The sequence below is a fragment of the Stutzerimonas stutzeri SDM-LAC genome, assembly GCF_000235745.1.
Classification (GTDB): Bacteria; Pseudomonadota; Gammaproteobacteria; order Pseudomonadales; family Pseudomonadaceae; genus Stutzerimonas; species Stutzerimonas stutzeri_H.
Genome location: NZ_AGSX01000039.1, coordinates 15,561 through 35,232 on the forward strand (window position 1 = coordinate 15,561; position 19,672 = coordinate 35,232).

General features: G+C 60.3%; 21 protein-coding genes and 1 pseudogene. 13 read left to right on the plus strand and 9 right to left on the minus strand.

Features of this window, described 5'->3' with window-relative positions; translation table 11 throughout:
- Nucleotides 1-34 precede the first annotated feature (34 nt).
- Nucleotides 35-469 carry a CopD family protein gene (locus tag PSTU_RS0103710; protein WP_019339696.1) on the plus strand — a complete coding sequence of 145 codons (435 nt, stop codon included), beginning with the start codon at nucleotides 35-37 and terminating at the stop codon, nucleotides 467-469.
- Nucleotides 470-644: 175 nt separating this feature from the next.
- Here PSTU_RS0103710 and PSTU_RS0103715 read toward each other — a convergent pair whose 3' ends face one another.
- Nucleotides 645-914, minus strand: a complete 270-nt coding sequence (locus PSTU_RS0103715) for a YdcH family protein (protein WP_019339697.1) — start codon at nucleotides 912-914, stop codon at nucleotides 645-647.
- A gap of 207 nt (nucleotides 915-1,121) precedes the next feature.
- On the opposite strand from PSTU_RS0103715, the gene mscL reads away from it, so the two are divergent.
- Nucleotides 1,122-1,532 carry a large-conductance mechanosensitive channel protein MscL gene (gene mscL / locus PSTU_RS0103725; RefSeq protein WP_019339699.1) on the plus strand — a complete coding sequence of 137 codons (411 nt, stop codon included), beginning with the start codon at nucleotides 1,122-1,124 and terminating at the stop codon, nucleotides 1,530-1,532.
- A gap of 48 nt (nucleotides 1,533-1,580) precedes the next feature.
- On the opposite strand, the gene PSTU_RS0103730 is transcribed toward mscL, so the two are convergent.
- From PSTU_RS0103730 to PSTU_RS0103755, 5 genes are all read right to left on the minus strand, one after another.
- Nucleotides 1,581-3,617 carry a nitric oxide reductase activation protein NorD gene (locus PSTU_RS0103730; protein WP_019339700.1) on the minus strand — a complete coding sequence of 679 codons (2,037 nt, stop codon included), beginning with the start codon at nucleotides 3,615-3,617 and terminating at the stop codon, nucleotides 1,581-1,583.
- Nucleotides 3,618-3,691: 74 nt separating this feature from the next.
- Nucleotides 3,692-4,507 carry a CbbQ/NirQ/NorQ/GpvN family protein gene (locus PSTU_RS0103735; RefSeq protein ID WP_029404601.1) on the minus strand — a complete coding sequence of 272 codons (816 nt, stop codon included), beginning with the start codon at nucleotides 4,505-4,507 and terminating at the stop codon, nucleotides 3,692-3,694.
- Between the two features lie 7 nt (nucleotides 4,508-4,514).
- Entirely contained in the window at nucleotides 4,515-5,888 is a 1,374-nt protein-coding gene (locus PSTU_RS0103740; RefSeq protein ID WP_019339702.1) for a cbb3-type cytochrome c oxidase subunit I, read from the minus strand.
- Between the two features lie 45 nt (nucleotides 5,889-5,933).
- Nucleotides 5,934-6,803 carry a c-type cytochrome gene (locus PSTU_RS0103745; protein WP_019339703.1) on the minus strand — a complete coding sequence of 290 codons (870 nt, stop codon included), beginning with the start codon at nucleotides 6,801-6,803 and terminating at the stop codon, nucleotides 5,934-5,936.
- Nucleotides 6,804-6,960: 157 nt separating this feature from the next.
- Nucleotides 6,961-7,317, minus strand: a complete 357-nt coding sequence (locus PSTU_RS0103755; protein WP_019339705.1) for a hypothetical protein — start codon at nucleotides 7,315-7,317, stop codon at nucleotides 6,961-6,963.
- A gap of 312 nt (nucleotides 7,318-7,629) precedes the next feature.
- Here PSTU_RS0103755 and PSTU_RS0103760 point away from each other — a divergent pair, with 312 nt between their 5' ends.
- The 4 genes from PSTU_RS0103760 (at nucleotide 7,630) to PSTU_RS0103775 (ending at nucleotide 11,990) form a co-directional block, all read left to right on the plus strand.
- Nucleotides 7,630-10,080 (plus strand): Lon protease family protein, encoded by a 2,451-nt coding sequence (locus PSTU_RS0103760; RefSeq protein WP_019339706.1) that lies wholly within the window; start codon nucleotides 7,630-7,632, stop codon nucleotides 10,078-10,080.
- 169 nt (nucleotides 10,081-10,249) lie between these two features.
- Complete coding sequence (locus tag PSTU_RS0103765; RefSeq protein WP_019339707.1) at nucleotides 10,250-10,585, plus strand: hypothetical protein; 336 nt, start codon at nucleotides 10,250-10,252, stop codon at nucleotides 10,583-10,585.
- A gap of 174 nt (nucleotides 10,586-10,759) precedes the next feature.
- On the plus strand, nucleotides 10,760-11,248 hold the full coding sequence (locus PSTU_RS0103770) for a TIGR00645 family protein (protein WP_019339708.1): 489 nt from the start codon (nucleotides 10,760-10,762) through the stop codon (nucleotides 11,246-11,248).
- A 124-nt stretch (nucleotides 11,249-11,372) separates the two neighbouring features.
- Nucleotides 11,373-11,990: an FKBP-type peptidyl-prolyl cis-trans isomerase gene (locus PSTU_RS0103775; protein ID WP_019339709.1), complete on the plus strand. Its 618-nt coding sequence runs from the start codon at nucleotides 11,373-11,375 to the stop codon at nucleotides 11,988-11,990.
- Between the two features lie 10 nt (nucleotides 11,991-12,000).
- Here PSTU_RS0103775 and PSTU_RS0103780 read toward each other — a convergent pair whose 3' ends face one another.
- Together PSTU_RS0103780 and PSTU_RS0103785 are read right to left on the minus strand one after the other, a co-directional pair.
- A complete protein-coding gene (locus PSTU_RS0103780; RefSeq protein ID WP_019339710.1) occupies nucleotides 12,001-12,228 on the minus strand; it encodes a hypothetical protein in 228 nt (75 codons plus the stop codon).
- Between the two features lie 152 nt (nucleotides 12,229-12,380).
- The gene (locus tag PSTU_RS0103785) at nucleotides 12,381-13,349 is read right to left on the minus strand and encodes a polyprenyl synthetase family protein (protein ID WP_019339711.1); all 969 of its coding nucleotides are present in this window, start codon (nucleotides 13,347-13,349) and stop codon (nucleotides 12,381-12,383) included.
- 248 nt (nucleotides 13,350-13,597) lie between these two features.
- Between PSTU_RS0103785 and rplU the strand changes: the two genes are divergently transcribed.
- The 5 genes from rplU to PSTU_RS0103810 all read left to right on the plus strand — a co-directional run bounded on the left by rplU (nucleotide 13,598) and on the right by PSTU_RS0103810 (nucleotide 17,273).
- On the plus strand, nucleotides 13,598-13,909 hold the full coding sequence (rplU, locus tag PSTU_RS0103790; RefSeq protein ID WP_019339712.1) for a 50S ribosomal protein L21: 312 nt from the start codon (nucleotides 13,598-13,600) through the stop codon (nucleotides 13,907-13,909).
- 35 nt (nucleotides 13,910-13,944) lie between these two features.
- Entirely contained in the window at nucleotides 13,945-14,202 is a 258-nt protein-coding gene (gene rpmA, locus PSTU_RS0103795; protein ID WP_019339713.1) for a 50S ribosomal protein L27, read from the plus strand.
- 164 nt (nucleotides 14,203-14,366) lie between these two features.
- Nucleotides 14,367-15,581: an Obg family GTPase CgtA gene (cgtA, locus tag PSTU_RS0103800; protein WP_019339714.1), complete on the plus strand. Its 1,215-nt coding sequence runs from the start codon at nucleotides 14,367-14,369 to the stop codon at nucleotides 15,579-15,581.
- A 105-nt stretch (nucleotides 15,582-15,686) separates the two neighbouring features.
- Nucleotides 15,687-16,805 (plus strand): glutamate 5-kinase, encoded by a 1,119-nt coding sequence (gene proB, locus PSTU_RS0103805; protein WP_019339715.1) that lies wholly within the window; start codon nucleotides 15,687-15,689, stop codon nucleotides 16,803-16,805.
- Nucleotides 16,806-16,814: 9 nt separating this feature from the next.
- Nucleotides 16,815-17,273, plus strand: coding sequence for a CreA family protein (locus PSTU_RS0103810; protein WP_019339716.1), 459 nt, complete (start codon nucleotides 16,815-16,817; stop codon nucleotides 17,271-17,273).
- 84 nt (nucleotides 17,274-17,357) lie between these two features.
- Here PSTU_RS0103810 and rpsT read toward each other — a convergent pair whose 3' ends face one another.
- Nucleotides 17,358-17,636, minus strand: a complete 279-nt coding sequence (gene rpsT, locus PSTU_RS0103815) for a 30S ribosomal protein S20 (protein ID WP_003281567.1) — start codon at nucleotides 17,634-17,636, stop codon at nucleotides 17,358-17,360.
- 217 nt (nucleotides 17,637-17,853) lie between these two features.
- On the opposite strand from rpsT, the gene murJ reads away from it, so the two are divergent.
- On the plus strand, nucleotides 17,854-19,401 hold the full coding sequence (gene murJ / locus PSTU_RS0103820; protein ID WP_019339717.1) for a murein biosynthesis integral membrane protein MurJ: 1,548 nt from the start codon (nucleotides 17,854-17,856) through the stop codon (nucleotides 19,399-19,401).
- Nucleotides 19,402-19,485: 84 nt separating this feature from the next.
- Nucleotides 19,486-19,672: pseudogene (locus PSTU_RS21170) on the plus strand (bifunctional riboflavin kinase/FAD synthetase); the annotation flags it as partial.

A 19,672-nucleotide genomic window follows, 5' to 3' on the forward strand; every position in this document is an offset into this window, starting at 1 on the left:
GAGACTGTAAACAAATCGAACAGGAGTGAGCCCCATGCGCCATTTGTTGTTTCTGCACCTGTTGGGTGCCAGTGTCTGGGTGGGTGGTCATTTGGTCCTGTTGTTCAGTGTGCTGCCCGGCGCGCTGAAACACCGTGATGTCCAGCCGGTGCGCGCATTCGAGCAGCTCTACGAGCGGGTCGGCATTCCGGCCTTGCTGGTCCAGATCGTTACCGGCGTCTGGTTAGCAGGCAAATGGTTGCCGCATTCGCAGTGGTTCAGCGACTCGCCTATCGCTCATCTGGTTCAGGCCAAGCTGGTTTTACTGGCGTTCACGGCGGTGCTGGGCGTACATGCGCGGCTGGCGATCATCCCGAAGCTGGATGCGCAGCGTTTGCCACAACTGGGCGTGCATATCGTGCTCATCACGCTGACCGCCGTGGCGTTTGCCTGGGTCGGTACGGGATTCAGATTCGGCGGTTTGTTCTAGACGGATGGTTGCTGAGGTGCAGCTGACGCGGCGGGACGGTGCCGGCGAGCAGGGAGCGAGGGGCGGAGATCGGCGAGTCGGGTAGAGAAAAGGTGTGTGATGTTCAGCATTCGTCCCGCGACCCATCGCCGATAGCTGGCGCGTGGGTGCGGGACATGCACGGTGCTGGGATAGCTTAGCCGCCGCAGCCACCGCAGCAGCTGCCGCTTGCGTGCTTGAGTTCGCGGCTGATGTCGTTCTTCAGCGTCGCCTGCTCTTGCTTGAGTGCGCTGAGTGCTTCGTCGTCCAGCGTTACTGCACCGGCTTCGGCGCTACGGATTTTCTGGTCCAGCGCTTCATAAGCGTCTGTCTTGCTCGCGAACGAGGCATTCTGCTGACGCAGCTTCGCCAGCTGTGCTTGCTTCTCGGGAAAGTCTTTGGCGAGCGCTTGATGTTCGACCTGCATGGTGTTGCTCCGGGCTGTTTCTGAAGGTTTGTACATTAGCGGTGCGACTCTCCATTCGTTATTGATGGCGATCAAGATCAGGCTATCCCGCGCCCCGCCCGTCATCGAGCGCTCTGGCGCGGCGGTTGGCTCCACCTTTGCCTATAATCTCCGAGCCATACGGCCGGCGCTTCAGCCGCACCTTCAATTTGAATGGGATATCCGCAGATGGGCATGATCAGCGAATTCAAAGCGTTTGCAGTCAGGGGCAATGTGATCGACATGGCGGTGGGGATTATCATCGGCGCCGCCTTCACCAAGATCGTCTCGTCATTCGTCGCCGATATTGTCACGCCGCCATTGGGGCTGTTGATTGGCGGTGTGGATTTCTCGGATCTCTCTATCGTGCTCAAGCAGGCGGTCGGCGATACGCCGGCGGTGACCTTGAGCTACGGCAGTTTTCTGCAGACGCTGTTTGACTTCATCATCGTGGCTTTCGCCATCTTCCTCGCCGTGAAGGGCATCAACAGCCTGAAGCGCAAGGAAGCGGAGGCGCCGTCTGCACCGCCAGCGCCAAGCAAGGAAGAAGTGCTGCTCACCGAGATTCGCGATGCATTGCGGGCGCAGAATCGGCCCTGAATCTGATGCTTGGCGGTATCCAGCCGGCGTTTATGGCTCTGCTTCTGATCAAGCCGTGATCAATCGTTTGAGCCATTCAAGCAGTACGCTTGGCAGCAGTTCAGGTCTGGGCAGCAAGGCGTATTGCTGGGCACCGAAGATATTCGGCAGGTAGTTTGCGGCCTGGCGATCAATGGTCAGGCAGAAGGTCGAGACGCCCTGCAGGTTGGCTTCGGTCACTGCCTGTCGCATGTCCTCCACGCCATAGCGACCCTCGTAGTCATCCTTGTCGTTCGGTTTGCCATCGGAGAGCAGCAGCAGTAGACGATGCGTGGCGGCCTGCTGCAGCAGTTCACTGCTCGCGTGACGAATCGCCGCGCCGGCGCGGGTGTAGTGTTCCGGCTCCAGCGCGCTGATGTGCAGGGCCACGTCCTGGCTGAAGGGTTCGTCGAAGCGTTTCAGTTGGCGCACGATCACGGCATCCGGGCCTTCGCCCGAAAACGCCTGCACCGCGTAAGGCTCACCGAGACTTTCCAGCGCGATACAGACGATGAGCAGCGCTTCACGCTCCACATCGATGATTCGGCGTCCGGCTGATACCCAGCCGTCCGTCGAGCCGCTGACATCGATCAGCAAGGTAATCGCCAAATCCCGTTCCGTCGTGCGTCGGCTCTGGTACAGCGCATCGGACAACGAGCCACCGGCTCGGAAATCGGCGTAGCTGTCGATATAGGCCTGCAGGTCGATTTCATCACCGTCCAGTTGTCGGCGACGTGTCACGCGGCGGGCCCTCAGCATTTCGAAACGTCGGCGGATCTGGTTCAGCATCGAACGGTGTTGATCCAGCGTAGCGTTCACCCATTGCTGTGAGCCGGGCAGATTGGGCAGCACGCGAACGGTGGCGCCGGGCTGGCGGTAATGCCCGGTGCGGTAATCCCATTCGGGGTAATGCAGCCCCTGACCATCGGCAATGGCGCGTTTGAGTTGCAGGGCCGTGTTGCTGTCGGGCGGATCGTCCGAAATCAGTACCTCTTTGGGGCGTCCGGGTGTCGATACCAGGCGCGCCTCGGGCAGTTCGGAGAGCATGTCGCCGTACTCGTCGGCGCTGGTGTCCTCGTCATGATCAACCGGACGATTGAGGCCCAGCGGGTCTTCGGCGTGCTGGTGCGGCTCATCGGCCTGCACCATGAATATGCCGTCGTCGTGCTTGTCCTCATCATCCCTGGCGTCGCGGATATCGGGACGCCTCGGCAGCTGGGCGCTACGCGGCGGCGTTGTGTCGGTGGAGGTTTCACCGCCGTCCGGCAGCATTCTGGCCGGCTCTGCTGCGGTACTGCCAGGCCGAAGCAGGCTGCCGGTCCACCAGTCGTGAAGCAGCGGCGCATTGCCGAGCGAACGATCCTGCGCGGATAACCCCAGCGTGGTCAGCACTGGATAGATTAACCGCTGCGAATGCGCAGGCGATTCACTGAGCGGGAAATCCTTCGGTGCGTGGCCGCACGGGCTCGCGAGCAACTGACGCAGCAGTGCTTCAAGCCGCTGGCGCTCCGGCGAGAACGCGGCGAGTGCGGGGCGTTGTTGTAGCGCCTGTTGCCGTAACCGCTCGATCGCGGTGGCCATGCCTGGCAGCATTTCAGCCAGTGCTTCATCGACCGCCCAGGCTTCGAGCAGCAGGTAGACGTCGGCCTGCAGGGAGGAGAACGTTTCGTCGATGAGGTTGGCACTGCCGCGTTGGGCGCGTATCGCCTGTTGCAGCGCCATGATTCGATAAAGCTCGTTACCGTGATCGACGTCCTCGATGCCTGAATCGGCGGGCAGCCATAGGCGCTGGCCATCAGTGGCCGGAACTGGCTGACACTGCCAGGGATGCTGAGCACGACGAAACAGCCGCGCCAGCAAGGTGGGACGCGCGGGAGGCTGCGCGATTCTGATCGGGTAGCTTGTGCCCGTGATGGCGGTAATCAGCAGGTCGAGGCGAGGCGCCGCATCTGCAAGCACTACGGTCGGCGGGCCTTTCGGCAGCGGACGGTAACGACGCCATAGCCTCTGCGCAAACACCGTGGCATGGCGCGCGGCGTCGCTGACCAGCTCCTCGGCTTCAGCCATGGCAGCGGCAAGCGTAGTGGCGACGCTTCTCGGCGTGTTTGGCCGCGCAAACGTGGCGCGGGAAGGTGCAGTGGCTAAACAAAGGTGCCGTTCACCAGATCGCGCAAGGTGCTGACCATCGAGGGCTCGTCGGACAGCGGTGAAACCACCGCGGCGTAGCAAGCCTCCCGTACCGGAATGCCGCAGAGGGTCAGCGTGCCGGCCGCGATCAGCAGCCGGGTGCTAGGGACTTCCGCCAGGCCGCGATCACGCAACTGGCGAATGCGCAGGGCAAGACTGACCAGGCCTTTGGCGAGCGCCGGCTCGATCCCACTTTCGTGCTGCACGATCAGCGCCTCGTGCTCGGGTGCCGGGAAATCCAGATCCATCGCAACGAAGCGCTGGCGGGTGCTGGGCTTGAGGTCTTTGAGCATGCGCTGGTAGCCGGGGTTGTAGGACACGACCAGCTGAAAACCGGGTGCTGCCCGAACGTTTTCACCGGTCTTGTCGATTGGCAGCGTTCGCCGGTAATCGGTCAGTGCGTGCAGCACCACCACGGTGTCCTGCCGCGCCTCGACGACCTCATCGAGATAGCAGATCGCCCCTTCGCGAACGGCTCGGGTTAACGGTCCATCCTGCCAGACAGTACCGTCATGGCGGATCAGGTAACGGCCGATCAAGTCACTGGCCGCGAGGTCGTCGTGGCAGGGAATAGTGATCAGCGGCCGACCCAGGCGCCAGGCCATGTGCTCGACGAAGCGCGTCTTGCCGCAGCCGGTCGGGCCCTTGAGCATGACCGCCAAACCCCGCTTGTGGCATTGCTCGAACAGCGTGACCTCGTTGCCCGCGGGCCGGTACCAGGGCTCGCTGTGTGGTTGCTGAGCGGTGAGGTCGTGAACGGACTGATCCACGCCCACCTCAGACGGCCCGGTGGTCTGCACGTATGCCGGCTTCTGTCAGGCCGTGTTCCTCGACCTCGAAATGCGGCCGGTAGCTGAAGAAGTCGTAGATAAACAAGCCGACCCCAGTTGCGAAAATGCTGGCCGTCGAAATCAGCATCACGAAGTGAATCTGAATCTTCAATTGAGTATCCAGGTAGCCCATGCCCATGATCCGTTCCAGGTACACCTGACCGATTCCGGCGGTGGCGAACGAAAGCGTCATGCCGAACATGCCGGCCAGCTGCAGCCAGAACGCCCAGTAGCCGATGGTGGTGCCTTGTTCAGGCCGCTTGTTGGTCAGCGACGGCAGGGCGTAGGTGATCATCGCCAGCACAATCATGGCGTAGGCGCCATAAAACGCCGCGTGACCGTGCATGGCGGTGATCAGCGTGCCGTGGGTCCACTTGTTGATGCTTGGCCAGGTATGCGCCAGCCCCAGCAAGCCCGCGCCGAACAGGGTGAAAATCGTGCTGCCAAGGGTCCAGTGCAGCGCCAGCGAGTTGGGGTGTGCCATGCCTGAGCGGCGCATGGCGCTATAGGCATACATCGCCATGCCGATGATCGCGAGCGGCTCCAGCGCGCTGAAGAAACCGCCAATCGGCAGCCAGTAATGCGGCACGCCGACCCAGTAGTAATGGTGCGCGGTGCCGATAATGCCGGCGATGAATACCAGGCCGACGATCACGTACAGCCACTTCTCCAGCACTTCACGATCCGCCCCGGAGAGGCGAATCAGCAGATACGCGAGAAAGGCGCCCATGATCATCATCCACACGCCCTCGACCCACAGGTGAATGGTCCACCAGCGGTAGAAGATGGAGACCGTGTAGTTCTCGTAATGCAGCAGGGCGGGGAAGAACAGCACGGCGGAGCTGACCAGTCCGAGCAGCAGCACACCCTCGGTGGTCGTGAATCGGCCTGATTTCTTGATCGTCATGCCGATGTTGTAGAGGAAGATCAGCATGCAGATGACGATGACGATTTTATGCGGCAGCGGCTGCTCCAGCAGCTTGTTGCCGGTGCCGTAACCGAACAGGTAGCCGATGATCGCGGTAACGCCCATGGCGGTCCACAGCCCCAGCTGGATGTAAGCGAGCTTGGTGCTGTGTAGTTCGGTGCGCGACTCATCGGGCACCATCCAGTAGGTTGCGCCCATGAAGCCGGTCAGGACCCAGACGATCAGCAGGTTGGTGTGGATGACCTTGGTGACGTCGAACGGCAGGATGTTCAGCAGCGGATCCGGACCGAGGTATTTGGTGGCCGACAGCAGGCCGAACACCAATTGCAGTCCGAACAGCACCATTGCGACGGCGAAGTACCAGTAGGCGACCGATTGTGATTTATAGCGCATGGCTGAACCCCTGCATGTTCGTCCGGCGGGCAGTGCGCACCGCACTCATTTGAATGACGCCAGGTACTGCACCAACTGATCGATCTGCTCGTCGGTCAGCGATTCGGCATAACTGGTGGGCATGAAGGACACGCCCTCGGCTGAGTACATCTCCCCAGGATGCAGGTAGGCGCTTGGCGAAACGATCGATTCACGGATATAGCTTTCGACGCTGTCGGCTTTACCGCTGTAACCCGGCGAGTCGAGGGTTTGCTGTGCCCGTGTTGCGACGCCAGCCAACGTCGGCCCCGCAAGGTTCACGCCGGGCGCAATGGAATGGCAGGCGTTGCACGCCGGGCTGGCGGTGCGGAACAGTGCCTCGCCGAGGGCAATCGGGCTTTCGTTGCCTGAGACTGGCCGAGCGCCGGGCGGCATCTGGTTCTCGGTCTTGCCGGGGCCGGAAATATCCTGCTGGGCAATGGTCAGGCTGGTGCCGGGGATCGAGGAGCCGGTGACCAGAATGGGTCTCGGTGGCCAGCCCTGGTTGTCGACATTGGCGACCCAGTCGAGGAACGCGATGAGGTCGTCGATTTCCGTGTCTTCGAGGTTGGGATTAGGCATCAGTCGGCGATGCTGTTCCTCGTTATAAAACCGTTCTGGTTCCTTCAGGAAAGCCTTGAGATAGGGTGCGCCGCGCAGCTGTGTGATCTTGGTCAGATCGGGCGCGTAGTAGGCGCCTTCACCGAACAGCGTGTGGCAATTGATGCAGTTGTTGGCGTGCCATACGTCGTTACCTCGGGTGACCGCCGGGGTGATGCTGTCGGCATTGGTCAGCTCTGGAAACTGCCGGTGGCTGTCGATCGTCATTCCGAGGAATGCCAGTGCGGCAACCAGAGTCGAGCCGATGGCGAACAGGCGGGTTTGTCGTTTGTTCATTGCAGGCTCCCGCTAAACGCCGATTCCGGCCCAGTGGACGATACCCATGACGCCGGCATAGATGGCTGCCGCAGCCATTAGCGCCAGCACCACAAAACTGAGGACTCTGAAGAACTTAACCAAAGCTGTGCTCCTTTCGTTCGCTGCGGGGCTGCGGTTAGTCGGGATTTGTTTGGCTCGTTTTCGTGTCAGTGCGGCGCTGGATATTCACCAGCACCACGGTGTCGGTCAGCGCGCGCATCGCGTGTTCAACGTTTCCAGCCAGATAGAGGTGATCGTTCACCTGCATGGGGTGCCAGCTGTCGTACGCCTGCACCTCGATACTGCCCTGCAGACAGTGCAGGGTGATGGCGCCTGCGACAGCGTGGGGTGGAACCTGTTTGCCGGCAGGCAGGCACAGGCGCATGACCTCGAGTTCTGGGGTGCTGACGATCGCTTGAGAGTGCAGAGCAGGTGTTTGAGGGTGGGCGAGGAGATTGACCACTTCACCCGATTGAGCATGGTGCAAGGCCATGAGTCATCACCAAACCAAACGTGTACTCGCAGCCTAGTCCAGGGACAGCGATACGTCGAATGGGATTCGGGGCTGGAACCTGCATGCCGTGGGGAGGCCGGGCGAAGACCGCCGTATCGTCTGCTTTGCACGCTACAGGCTGTCGTGTCTGCCAGGTTTTGATAGGTGTTCTGATCACCGTCACGCGATGACCGCGTGCCCTGTCAGGTAATCCACGGTGCGAGGCCTTGCCGAGCCTTGCAGGCTGGCAGAGGCATCGCCAGAATGGCAGCATCAATCGTGGCCACAAGGCCACTCCTGCAAGGATTTCCAATGCCCGAAACCGTCGCTGCCGGCCTGCGCCTGGCGCCTGATGCGCTGACCCGTCCCTTCGAACCCAGCCAGTTCGCTTTCAAGACCACCGATGAACTGGAACCCTTTCTCGGCGTGCTCGGACAGGAGCGGGCCGTCGAGGCGCTGCAGTTCGGGGTGGCGATGCCGCGCCCTGGCTATAACGTGTATGTGATGGGCGAGCCGGGGACCGGGCGGTTCTCGTTTGTGCGTCGCTACCTCAAGGCCGAAGGCAAGCGGCTCGATACGCCGTCGGACTGGCTCTATGTAAACAACTTCGACGAGCCTCGCGAGCCGCGTGTCGTGGAATTGCCGCAAGGCGGTGCGGGTGAGTTCATTGCCGATGTTGGGCAGTTGATCGACAACCTGATGGCTACCTTTCCGGCCGTGTTCGAACATCCGAGCTTCCAGCAAAAGAAGAGCGCCATCGACCGTGCCTTCAATCAGCGCTACGACAAGGCTCTGGATGTCATCGAAAAGCTGGCGCTAGAAAAAGAAATCGCGCTGTATCGCGACAGCACAAACATTGCGTTCACGCCGATGAAGGACGGCAAGTCGATGGACGAGGCGGAATTCGCCCAGCTGCCGGAAGCGGAGCGCGAGCGTTACCACGAGGATATTTCGGCGCTGGAAGTCCATCTGAATGAGGGGCTTGCAAGCCTGCCGCAGTGGAAGCGCGAGTCCAGTAATCAGCTGCGACAGCTGAATGACGAAACCATCAGCCAGGCGCTGCAGCCGCTGCTGGCGCCGCTGTCCGAAAAATACGCCGAGAACGCAGGCATCGAGGCTTACCTGCAAGCCGTACAGGTCAACCTGCTGAAAACGGTGGTGGAGCAGCTAGTCGACGAAAACCGTCCCGATGCCCAGACCCGCCAGCTTCTCGAAGAGCAGTACAGCCCGAGCTTGGTCGTCGGTCATCCGCTCGACGGCGGCGCGCCGGTGGTGTTCGAGCCGCATCCAACCTACGACAACCTGTTTGGCCGTATTGAATACAGCACCGATCAGGGCGCGCTCTACACCAGCTACCGCCAGCTGCGTCCCGGCGCGCTGCACCGCGCCAACGGTGGCTTCCTGATGCTCGAAGCGGAAAAGATGCTCAGCGAGCCCTTCGTCTGGGAAGCGCTGAAGCGTGCCTTGCAGTCGCGCAAGCTGAAGATGGAGTCGCCGCTTGCCGAGCTGGGGCGACTGGCCACGGTGACGCTTAATCCGGAAGTCATCCCGCTCAACGTCAAGGTCGTGATCATTGGCTCGCGCCAGCTCTATTACACCTTGCAGGACCTGGATCCGGACTTTCAGGAGATGTTTCGCGTACTGGTGGATTTCGATGAAGAGATCCCGCTGGCCGAGGACAGCCTCGAGCAGTTTGCACAACTGATGAAAACGCGCACGTCTGAAGAGGGAATGGCGCCGTTGACTGCCGCAGCCGTAGCGCGTCTGGCGACCTACAGTGCCCGTTTGGCCGAGCACCAGGGGCGCTTGTCGGCCCGGATCGGTGATCTCTTCCAGCTGGTCAGTGAGGCGGATTTCATCCGTCAGCTGGCCAAGGATGAAGTCACCGATGTCGGCCATATCGAGCGGGCACTGAAAGCCAAGGCCACTCGAACCGGACGTGTCTCGGCGCGCATTCTCGAAGACATCCTTGCAGGCGTGATCCTGATCGATAGCGAAGGCGCAGCCATCGGCAAGTGCAATGGCCTGACCGTCCTCGAAGTGGGCGATTCGGCGTTTGGTATGCCCGCGCGGATTTCCGCCACTGTTTATCCGGGTGGTTCGGGGATTGTCGACATCGAACGTGAGGTTAACCTCGGTCAGCCGATTCACTCCAAAGGCGTGATGATCCTGACCGGCTTTCTCGGCAGCCGCTACGCGCAGGAATTCCCGCTGGAGATTTCCGCCAGCATCGCGCTGGAGCAATCCTACGGCTATGTCGATGGCGACAGCGCCTCGCTCGGCGAGTGCTGCGCACTGATTTCGGCCATTTCGCGGACGCCGCTCAAGCAGTGCTTCGCGATTACCGGCTCGATCAACCAGTTCGGCGAGGTGCAGGCGGTCGGTGGCGTGAACGAGAAGATCGAGGGCTTTTTCCGCCTATGCGAAGCACGCGGCTTGACTGGAGAGCAGGGTGCGATCATTCCTTTCGCCAACGTTACGACGCTGATGCTCGACGAGCGCGTGCTCGAAGCCGTGCGGCAGGAGCGCTTCCACATCTACGCGGTGCGTCATGTGGATGAAGCGCTTTCGCTGTTGGTGGGTGAGCCTGTAGGCGCGGCAGACAAGGATGGCCAGTTCCCTAAGGGCAGCGTCAATGCGCGCGTGGTTGAGCGCTTGCGCGATATAGCCGAGATCGAACTGGAAGACGATCAGCGAAGCGATGCGGCGTCGCCCGAGGAAGTGCTGGCTGCCGCTCAGGCAAAAGGAGTTGAGCAAGGATAATTGGCTATCTGAGCACTATCTGGACGGAACGATACGGCGCGCGACGGGTCTGCAATGGAAGAGAGCTTCCACTCTCTATCCACAAGGTTATCCACAGTATTTGTGGATAACGGATTTGCGGCCCTTTCCTCTGATAGAGGGCACGCAACCGAGCGCGAGGATCGCCGTCATGCCGCAAACACTCTGTTTGAACCGCCAGTGCCTGGGGCTCGTAACCCGCATCGAATGCATCATCCGGCCACTGTCCGGCGGCAACGGTTTGTGGACATTGCTCTGTGCGGCAGGAATCGATGCTGGGCAACCTACTGCAATCAAAGCCCAAGGCCCGTTTCATGGGCCCCGCGAGGCCGAGTCGGTGCTGAAAGCGATTGCCGAGAATCTTTATGGGCAGGGCTATGCCGTATCGGAATCGCCATCGATCTGGCAACTGCACATGCTCGCCGAACTACGCAAGGTCAACGCAAACCAGTCGCGCTATCTAAGTGGATGGGGCGCAAAGTCCTGAGCGCACCGGCCGAACGCGCTAGCGCGGTTCCGGTACTGGCGCTTGTTTGGCTCCCTAAAGGGTACTTCGCGGATTTCTTATCCACAGTGAAACATGCCGCCATAGCGTCGCATTGAACACTGCGTAGCGCTGCGTATACTCGCCTGCCGAACCCGTCCTGCCTAGTGAGAACAGATGGAACGCTTGATCGAAAACACCATGTACGCCGCCCGTTGGCTGTTGGCGCCTATTTACTTCGGCCTGGCCTTCGCCCTGCTGGCGTTGGCGATCAAGTTCTTTCAAGAGATCTGGCACATCCTTCCTGCGGTGCTTTCTCTCAGCGAAGGCGATCTGATCCTCAAGCTGCTCTCGCTGATCGATATGGCGCTGGTGGGTGGTTTGCTGGTGATGGTGATGCTGTCTGGCTACGAGAATTTCGTTTCGCAACTGAATGTGGATGAGGGCAAGGAAAAGCTCGACTGGCTCGGGAAGATGGATTCCGGCTCATTGAAGATGAAGGTTGCTGCCTCGATTGTGGCGATCTCGTCGATCCATCTGCTGCGCATGTTCATGGACGCGCAACAGCTCGAGAGCGAACAGTTGATGTGGTACGTGATCATCCATCTGACGTTCGTCTTTTCGGCCTTCGCCATGGGCTATCTGGATAAGCTCACCAAGCACTAATGTGGTTCGTGCTGTGCTGTGCCGGTTTCTCACGCCTTCCGTGCTGTTCAATAGAACAGCCCTGGGTGGGCGTCGCTGAACGCTGTGCTAGGCTGTGCGGCCTTTTTTCCAGCGGAGCCGATGCATGACTGACCTGAATCTATCAACCGACGAAACGCGCGTGAGCTACGGGATCGGCCGTCAGCTGGGCGATCAACTGCGTGAGAATCCGCCCCCAGGGATCAGCCTGGATGCAGTGATCGCAGGTATTCGTGATGCTTTTTCGGGTACAGCCAGCCAGGTTGGCCCTGAAGAGCTCAACGCCAGCTTTGCGGTCATTCGCGAACGCATGCAAGCCGAGGCGCAGCAGAAGGCTGAAGCCGCTGCCGGTGAAGGCAAGGCGTTTCTGGCCAAAAACGGCCAGCGTGACGGGGTGACTACCCTGCCATCAGGTCTGCAATACGAAGTGCTGACCGCTGGCGAGGGCGACAAGCCCAGCGCTGAGGATCAGGTGCGTACCCATTATCACGGCACCTTGATCGATGGCACGGTCTTCGACAGCTCCTACCAGCGCGGCCAGCCGGCCGAGTTTCCGGTGGGCGGCGTGATCGCTGGCTGGACCGAAGCGCTGCAGTTGATGGGCGTGGGTAGCAAATGGCGTCTATATGTACCAAGCGAACTCGCTTACGGCGCGCAAGGCGTCGGCAGTATCCCGCCACACAGCGTGCTGGTGTTCGACGTCGAGTTGCTGGCTGTTCTGTAACTACTTGTCGTTACGGGCGTAACGCCCGGGCATAGGAGAACAGAAACAGGCTCCGTACCTGTTCTTTGAGCACACAGGGTTCACTGGTGCTCAGCTCCTGCAGATCCAGATCGCCCTGGTCGCGAAGCTCCTCCAGGGCATCTCCCTCTAAGCTGATGCACACCGCGCCGGTGCTGCGGTCGAGTATCCGCAGGTAAGGTTGCGGGCGGTCCAGCCAAGCATCGATCAGATAAGTCATATGCACCTCCAATTAATCGTCCTTAATGAGAATAATTGTTATTTGCAGATATGCAAGCGCAAAGATTCCCGAGGGTGACTGCCGGTGCTTAAAGTGGGTTGCCGCGCGGGAGGGGGGAAGGATGCCCAGGAGCACCCTTCACTGCGCCGTGCTCAGTGGGTGCGAGCGACGGCGAAACGGCTCAGCTCGACCAGAGCGTCGCGATAACTGTTGGCGGGAATCAGTTCGAGGCAGGCAATGGCGCGATCGGCATAGCTGCGTGCCAGGCGTGCCGTGTAGTCCAGGGCGCCAGCTGCTTCTACGGCGCTACGGATGCTTTCCAGATCCTCGATGCCACCTTTCTGAATGGCCTGGCGCACCAGGGCCGCCTGTTCTGCCGTACCTTCGCGCATCGTGTAGATCAACGGCAGCGTCGGCTTGCCTTCTGCCAGGTCGTCACCGACATTCTTGCCCAGCGCTTCGGCATCGCCCTGATAGTCGAGCAGGTCATCGACCAGTTGGAATGCGATGCCGAGATAGTCGCCGAAGGTGCGCAGCGCCTCGCGCTGTTCCTGGCTAGCGCCCGCCAGGGTGGCTGCGCTATGCGTGGAGGCTTCGAAGAGCATGGCGGTCTTGCCGCGGATAACCTCCATGTAGATTTCTTCGGTGGTGCTGGCATCGCGCACCTTTGACAGCTGAAGGACTTCGCCTTCGGCGATCACGCGGGTGGCCTGCGAGATGATGCGCATGACGTCCATCGAGCCCAGCTCGACCATCATTTCGAACGAGCGTGCATAGAGGAAGTCACCGACCAGCACGCTGGGCGCGTTGCCCCACAGGGCGTTGGCGGTTGAGCGGCCACGGCGCATGCCGGACATGTCGACGACGTCGTCGTGCAGCAGTGTCGAGGTATGCAGGAATTCGATGATCGCAGCCAGCAGACGCAGCTGCTCGCCTCTCAGTCCCAGTGCATTGCCAGTGAGCAAGACCAGCAGAGGTCGCAGGCGTTTGCCGCCGGCCGAGGTAATGTAATCCCCGATCTTTTCCACCAGCGGTACGCGGGACGTCAACTGGTTGCGGATGATGCCGTCAACAGCGGCGAAATCTTCCGCCACTACTTGGTAAAAGGCCTGGGGTTGCATCGGGGACGAGTACTCCTCGGAGATTGCGCGGCATGCTATGGGGCGGGTCCTGCAGTGTCAAGGCAAGGCCCGGCGGCTATTGCGCCGGGTCAGGTGGATGCGTACAATCGCGGACCCTGAACTTTCCCCCTGGGCATTTCCCTGCCTTACGCAATTGCAAGGGCGTCCTTTCCGGCCCCGAGCAGCCATGCCAGCCTCCAACTATTTCACTTAAGCGCTGGGTGAGCAGGATCAACGGAGATACACAGATGTACGCAGTTATCGTTACCGGCGGCAAGCAATACAAGGTCGCCGAAGGCGAATACCTCAAGATTGAAAAACTCGAAGTTGCCACTGGCGAAGCTGTCACTTTTGACCGCGTTCTGCTGGTTGGCAACGGCGACGATGTAAAGATCGGCGCTCCGGTGGTCGATGGTGCCAAGGTCACTGCTGAAGTGATCGCTCAGGGCCGTCACGACAAGGTCACCATCATCAAGTTCCGCCGTCGTAAGCATCACATGAAGCGTCAGGGCCACCGTCAGTGGTTCACTGAGGTCAAAATCACCGGCATTCAGGGCTAATCGGGCCTGAATCCCCTTATAGGAGTATTGAACTCATGGCACACAAAAAAGCTGGCGGTTCTACCCGCAACGGTCGCGACTCGGAAGCCAAACGCCTTGGCGTGAAGATGTATGGCGGCCAGGTCATCAAGGCCGGCAACATCATCGTGCGTCAGCGCGGCACCCAGTTCCACGCCGGTTACGGTGTTGGCATGGGCAAGGATCACACCCTGTTCGCGAAAGTCGAAGGCGTGATCAAGTTCGAAGTGAAGGGCCAGTTTGGTCGTCGCTACGTGAGCGTCGTCGCGGCCTAATCGCGGCGTTGCTGGAAAAGCCCTGTCATGCGACGGGGCTTTTTTGTTTCTGTATCCTCTGTAGGGCTCTTGCAAAACACTGCTGTGCTCTAACTTATCGCTGGGTTTTGCAAGACCCTTATGTTCCTGTTTTCTAGCCCGTCCTTGCGGCGGGAGGCGTTCCCATGAAATTCGTCGATGAAGTATCGATTTTTGTAAAGGCCGGCGACGGCGGTAACGGCATGATGAGCTTTCGTCGCGAGAAGTTCATCGAGAAAGGCGGCCCTAACGGCGGCGACGGTGGTGATGGTGGCTCCGTATATCTGCAGGCCGATGAAAACCTCAACACCTTGGTCGACTACCGATATACCCGTCGCTTCAATGCGCCCAATGGGCAGAAGGGCGGCAGTACCGAGTGCACTGGCGCCAAAGGCGATGATCTGATCCTGCCGGTGCCTGTGGGCACGACCGTGATCGATGCGGCGACCCAGGATGTTATTGGCGATCTGACCAAGGCGGGTCAGCGACTGCTTGTTGCTCAGGGCGGCTGGCATGGGCTTGGCAATACCCGCTTCAAGTCCAGTACCAACCGCGCGCCGCGCCAGACCACTCCGGGCAAGCCGGGTGATGCTCGCGATCTGAAGCTGGAGCTGAAGGTTCTGGCGGATGTCGGGTTGTTGGGGTTGCCCAATGCTGGCAAGAGTACATTCATTCGCTCGGTGTCGGCCGCCAAGCCGAAAGTTGCCGATTATCCGTTTACCACGCTGGTGCCGAACCTTGGGGTGGTCAGTGTCGGTCGCTACAAAAGCTTCGTGGTGGCTGACATACCGGGTCTGATCGAAGGTGCTTCGGAAGGTGCGGGGCTGGGTATTCGCTTCCTCAAGCACCTTGCGCGGACGCGGCTGTTGTTGCATCTGGTGGACATGGCGCCGCTGGATGAAAGTGATCCGGCCGATGCGGCTGAAGTGATCGTGAGTGAGCTGGAAAAATTCAGCCCGGCGTTGGCGCAGCGTGATCGTTGGCTGGTTTTGAACAAGGCTGACCAGTTGCTCGAAGAAGACCGTGACGAGCGGGTTCGGCAGGTGGTCGAGCGTCTTGAGTGGGACGGTCCTGTATTCGTCATCTCGGCGCTTGAGCGTGAGGGTACGGAGGAGTTGAGCCAGGCCATCATGCGTTACCTCGATGAGCGGCTCGTGCGTATCGCCGAGGAGCCAGCCTATGCAGAGGCGCTTGCCGAGCTGGATCAGCAGATTGAGGACGAGGCGCGTGCTCGTCTGCAGGAGTTGGATGATCAGCGGGCCTTGCGTCGTGCAGGTGTGAAGTCTGTCGAGGAGGCTGATGAAGACGACTTCGGTGATGACGACGATGAGGGTGGTGCCGAGATTTTCTACGTGCGTTGATGGCGCATGCTCGCTTCGTTGCGAGCGTCGCTAGCGAATGGTCGCGGGCTGGCTTGTCTGCCGCCCGCCATGGTTTGACCGGGTACCGATTGGAAGACAGGATCGATGCGGGACAAGGTGAGCGGCGCACGGCGCTGGGTGGTGAAAATTGGCAGTGCCTTACTGACCGCTGATGGTCGCGGCCTAGACCAGGAGGCAATGGCTGTCTGGGTCGATCAGATGGTGGCGCTGCGCGAGGCGGGTGTCGAGCTGGTATTGGTCTCGTCAGGTGCTGTAGCTGCCGGCATGAGTCGCCTTGGTTGGGCCGCCAGGCCAAAGGCTGTTCATGAGTTGCAGGCTGCTGCAGCGGTTGGGCAGATGGGGCTGATACGGGCTTGGGAGTCCAGCTTTGCGCGCCGCGAGCAGCAGACCGCGCAGATCCTCGTAACCCACGATGACCTCTCCGATCGCAAGCGTTACCTCAATGCTCGCAGTACGCTCCGTACGCTGATCGATCTGGGTGTGGTGCCTGTCATCAATGAAAACGACACGGTCGTCACCGATGAGATCCGCTTCGGTGACAACGATACCTTGGCTGCGCTGGTGGCGAACCTGGTCGAGGCGGACCTGCTGGTCATCCTTACCGACCGCGACGGCATGTTCGATGCCGATCCGCGCAATAATCCCGATGCCAATCTGATCCGTGAGGCGCGCGCCGATGACCCGGCGCTGGATGCGGTTGCCGGTGGCACGGGTGGCGCGCTTGGGCGGGGCGGTATGCAGACCAAGTTGCGTGCGGCGCGTCTGGCGGCGCGCTCTGGTGCCTATACGGTCATCATCGGTGGTCGAATCGAGCAGGTGTTGGCGCGTCTAAAGGCGGGTGAGTCGCTCGGTACCCTGTTGGCTCCCGAGCAAAATCGCCACGCGGCGCGAAAGCAATGGTTGGCGGGGCATTTGCAAACACGTGGTACGGTCGTTCTCGATGATGGTGCGGTGCATGCCTTGAAGCAGGGTAATCGCAGCTTGCTGCCGGTGGGGGTCAAGTCCGCGCAGGGTGGCTTCCGGCGTGGGGAAATGGTTGTGTGCGTTGGCCTAGATGGTCGTGAAGTTGCGCGCGGTCTGGTCAATTACAGTGTGGCCGAAACGCGGCGAGTCCTTGGTCGTCCATCCGATGAAATTGAGAAGCTGCTCGGCTATGTTGACGAGCCGGAGCTGATTCATCGCGACAACATGATCCTGGTCTGAGGGGGTTAGATGCGGTTGGCAAAGGCGTTAATGGTGTTGCTGGCGTGGCCTGTTGTTGGCATGGCGCGCGAAGTGGGCGAGGTCGACACAGTCTTTAAATGGCTGGGGCCGAACCATAAGATCGTGGTTGAGGCGTTTGATGACCCGAAGGTTGAGGGTGTGACCTGCTATCTATCGCGTGCAAAGACTGGCGGCATAAAGGGCGGGCTCGGGTTGGCTGAGGATCGCGCCGAGGCGTCGATCGCTTGCAGGCAGGTAGGGCCCATCCGCATGAGCGAGAAGCTCAAAGATGGCGAAGTGGTCTTCAAGGAGCGGACGTCTCTAGTGTTCAAGACAATGCAGGTGGTCCGCTTTTTCGATGAGGCGCGCAATACATTGGTTTATCTGGTGTACAGCGACCGGGTCATCGAAGGGAGTCCGCAAAATGCGGTTACCGCGATTCCGATACTGCCTTGGGCTCAGCCATAAGCGGTGCTCGATGATGGGCTTGGTATCGAATCGTAGGCATAAAAAAACCGGCTCAAGGCCGGTTTTTTCACAAGAGCGTGCAGCTTAGGCTGCAGCAGCTTCGCCGAGGGCCTTGATGTGGCCGTTCAGGCGGCTTTTGTGCCGGGCTGCTTTGTTTTTGTGGATGATGCCTTTGTCGGCCATGCGGTCGATTACAGGCACGGCTGCGGTATAAGCAGTACGAGCTTTATCCAGATCTTTTGCGTCGATGGCTTTGACCACATTCTTGATGTAGGTACGAACCATGGAGCGCAAGCTGGCGTTGTGGCTGCGACGCTTCTCAGCCTGAATTGCGCGTTTTTTGGCGGAAGGGCTGTTGGCCACCGTCGAACTCCTCGAAAACGTGGGATTACAAAGCAAATAAGGCCGCGAATCATGCCGATGCGGCGGGCCCTTGTCAACCCCGATTGAACTAATCGAGACACTGGCCGGACGGGAGGGGGGTCGCTAAACTCGCGACCTCTTTCACTGTCGTAACTGGCCATCGAGTCGATGCTCAGTGCTTGGCCGGAACCCTCCTGCTGCAACTCTAGGAAGACAAATGTCCGATACATCCGGCAAAGGTGGCTTGCTGCGGTCCAGTGCGGTAGTCAGCGTGATGACGCTGCTGTCCCGGGTGCTGGGTATGGTACGCGATATGGTGGTGGCCAGCTACTTCGGCTCCGGCGCCGCTGCCGACGCGTTCTTCATAGCGTTCAAGATTCCCAATTTTTTGCGCCGCCTGTTTGCCGAAGGCGCGTTTGCGCAGGCTTTCGTTCCGGTGTTGTCTGAATATCGGGCCAAGCGGACCCTGACGGAGGTCAAACTGCTGGTCGATCGCACGGCTGGCATGCTTGGGTTGATCCTGGCTGGCATTACTGCGGTCGGAGTACTGGCTTCGCCTTACGTGGTCATGCTCTTTGCGCCTGGCTTTCATGATGACCCGGCGAAGATGCAACTGGCCGGTGAGTTGCTGCGGATCACCTTTCCGTACCTGCTGCTGATTTCCCTCACGGCATTCACTTCTGGCGTACTCAACACCTACGGGCATTTCGCGGTGCCGGGCTTCACGCCGGTGCTGCTCAATGTGTGCATGATCACCTCTGCGGTATTTCTTACGCCCTATTTCGATCAGCCGATCATGGCCCTGGCCTGGGGTGTGTTTATTGCCGGCTTCGCCCAGTTGGCCTTCCAGCTTCCTTATGTGGCCAAGCTGGGACTGTTGCCACGGCCTCGGGTGAAGTTCGGTGATGAGGGGGTGCGACGTATCATGCTGCTGATGGTTCCGGCTTTGTTCGGTGTGTCGGTCAGCCAGATCAATCTTCTGCTCGATACGGTTCTCGCTTCGTTTCTCCAGACCGGCAGTGTGTCCTGGCTGTATTACGCGGATCGGCTTTCGGAGTTGCCGCTCGGCGCCTTTGGCATCGCCATCGGCACGGTGATCCTGCCAAGCCTTTCGCGTCAGCACGCTGGCGAGGATCCCAAGGCCTTTTCCAACACCCTCAACTGGGCGCTGCGAATGGTGTTGCTGGTCGGGGTTCCCGCAGCACTTGCGCTGGGTATTCTGGCCGAGCCGCTGATTGCCAGCCTGTTCTTCTACGGCGCGATGACCGAGCAGGCCGTGGTGCAGTCAGCCAACGCGCTCGAGGCCTACTCGCTGGGTGTGCTGGCGTTCATGTTGATCAAGGTGCTGGCGCCGGGTTTCTTCGCGCGTCAGGATCTGAAGACGCCGGTACGCGTCGCCATCATCTGCATGATCGCCAACATGGCGCTGAACTTGATGCTTATCTGGCCGCTCCAGCATGTCGGGCTGGCGCTGGCGACCTCGCTGTCATCGATGCTCAATGCTGGGCTGCTGTTCTGGGGGCTGTATAAAACGGATGTGTTCCGGTTTACCCCGGGTTGGGGGGCTTTCCTGCTGCGGCTGGCCGGCGGCTGCGCTGCGATGGTGGCGGTGGTTTGGTGGCTCAATGCGCCGTCGGTCGAATGGTTCGTCTGGGACTGGCGGCAGCGTGCGCTGCAACTGGCGCTGCTGGTAGTGGCGGGGCTGGGCGCGTTCGCGGCGGGCCTGGTAGTGCTCGGCTTGCGACCGCGGCATCTACGTCATTGATCCGCACGGTAGGCAGATGGCAAACCTGTCCGCGACTGCTGGCTCATGCGTATAATCGACGACTTTTCAAGCAAGAAGTGCGGTATGCAGCTGGTTCGAGGTCTTCATAACCTGCGACCCCGGCATCGGGGTTGTGTCGCCACCATCGGCAATTTCGACGGGGTCCACCGGGGGCATCAAGCCATCCTGGCGCGCTTGCGCGAGCGTGCCGCCGAGCTCGGCTTGCCCAGCTGCGTGGTGATTTTCGAGCCACAACCGCGCGAGTATTTTG

Coding starts and splice junctions, on each gene's coding strand:
- PSTU_RS0103710 (WP_019339696.1), top strand. CDS start 35: ATGCGCCATTTGTTGTTTCTGCACCTGTTGGGTGCCAGTGTCTGGGTG.
- PSTU_RS0103765 (WP_019339707.1), top strand. CDS start 10,250: ATGCCGCAAACACTCTGTTTGAACCGCCAGTGCCTGGGGCTCGTAACC.
- rpmA (WP_019339713.1), top strand. CDS start 13,945: ATGGCACACAAAAAAGCTGGCGGTTCTACCCGCAACGGTCGCGACTCG.
- mscL (WP_019339699.1), top strand. CDS start 1,122: ATGGGCATGATCAGCGAATTCAAAGCGTTTGCAGTCAGGGGCAATGTG.
- murJ (WP_019339717.1), top strand. CDS start 17,854: ATGTCCGATACATCCGGCAAAGGTGGCTTGCTGCGGTCCAGTGCGGTA.
- rplU (WP_019339712.1), top strand. CDS start 13,598: ATGTACGCAGTTATCGTTACCGGCGGCAAGCAATACAAGGTCGCCGAA.
- PSTU_RS0103730 (WP_019339700.1), bottom strand. CDS start 3,617: ATGGCTGAAGCCGAGGAGCTGGTCAGCGACGCCGCGCGCCATGCCACG.
- PSTU_RS0103715 (WP_019339697.1), bottom strand. CDS start 914: ATGCAGGTCGAACATCAAGCGCTCGCCAAAGACTTTCCCGAGAAGCAA.
- PSTU_RS0103770 (WP_019339708.1), top strand. CDS start 10,760: ATGGAACGCTTGATCGAAAACACCATGTACGCCGCCCGTTGGCTGTTG.
- PSTU_RS0103810 (WP_019339716.1), top strand. CDS start 16,815: ATGCGGTTGGCAAAGGCGTTAATGGTGTTGCTGGCGTGGCCTGTTGTT.
- PSTU_RS0103755 (WP_019339705.1), bottom strand. CDS start 7,317: ATGGCCTTGCACCATGCTCAATCGGGTGAAGTGGTCAATCTCCTCGCC.
- PSTU_RS0103740 (WP_019339702.1), bottom strand. CDS start 5,888: ATGCGCTATAAATCACAATCGGTCGCCTACTGGTACTTCGCCGTCGCA.
- PSTU_RS0103745 (WP_019339703.1), bottom strand. CDS start 6,803: ATGAACAAACGACAAACCCGCCTGTTCGCCATCGGCTCGACTCTGGTT.
- proB (WP_019339715.1), top strand. CDS start 15,687: ATGCGGGACAAGGTGAGCGGCGCACGGCGCTGGGTGGTGAAAATTGGC.
- PSTU_RS0103775 (WP_019339709.1), top strand. CDS start 11,373: ATGACTGACCTGAATCTATCAACCGACGAAACGCGCGTGAGCTACGGG.
- PSTU_RS0103780 (WP_019339710.1), bottom strand. CDS start 12,228: ATGACTTATCTGATCGATGCTTGGCTGGACCGCCCGCAACCTTACCTG.
- PSTU_RS0103785 (WP_019339711.1), bottom strand. CDS start 13,349: ATGCAACCCCAGGCCTTTTACCAAGTAGTGGCGGAAGATTTCGCCGCT.
- PSTU_RS0103760 (WP_019339706.1), top strand. CDS start 7,630: ATGCCCGAAACCGTCGCTGCCGGCCTGCGCCTGGCGCCTGATGCGCTG.
- cgtA (WP_019339714.1), top strand. CDS start 14,367: ATGAAATTCGTCGATGAAGTATCGATTTTTGTAAAGGCCGGCGACGGC.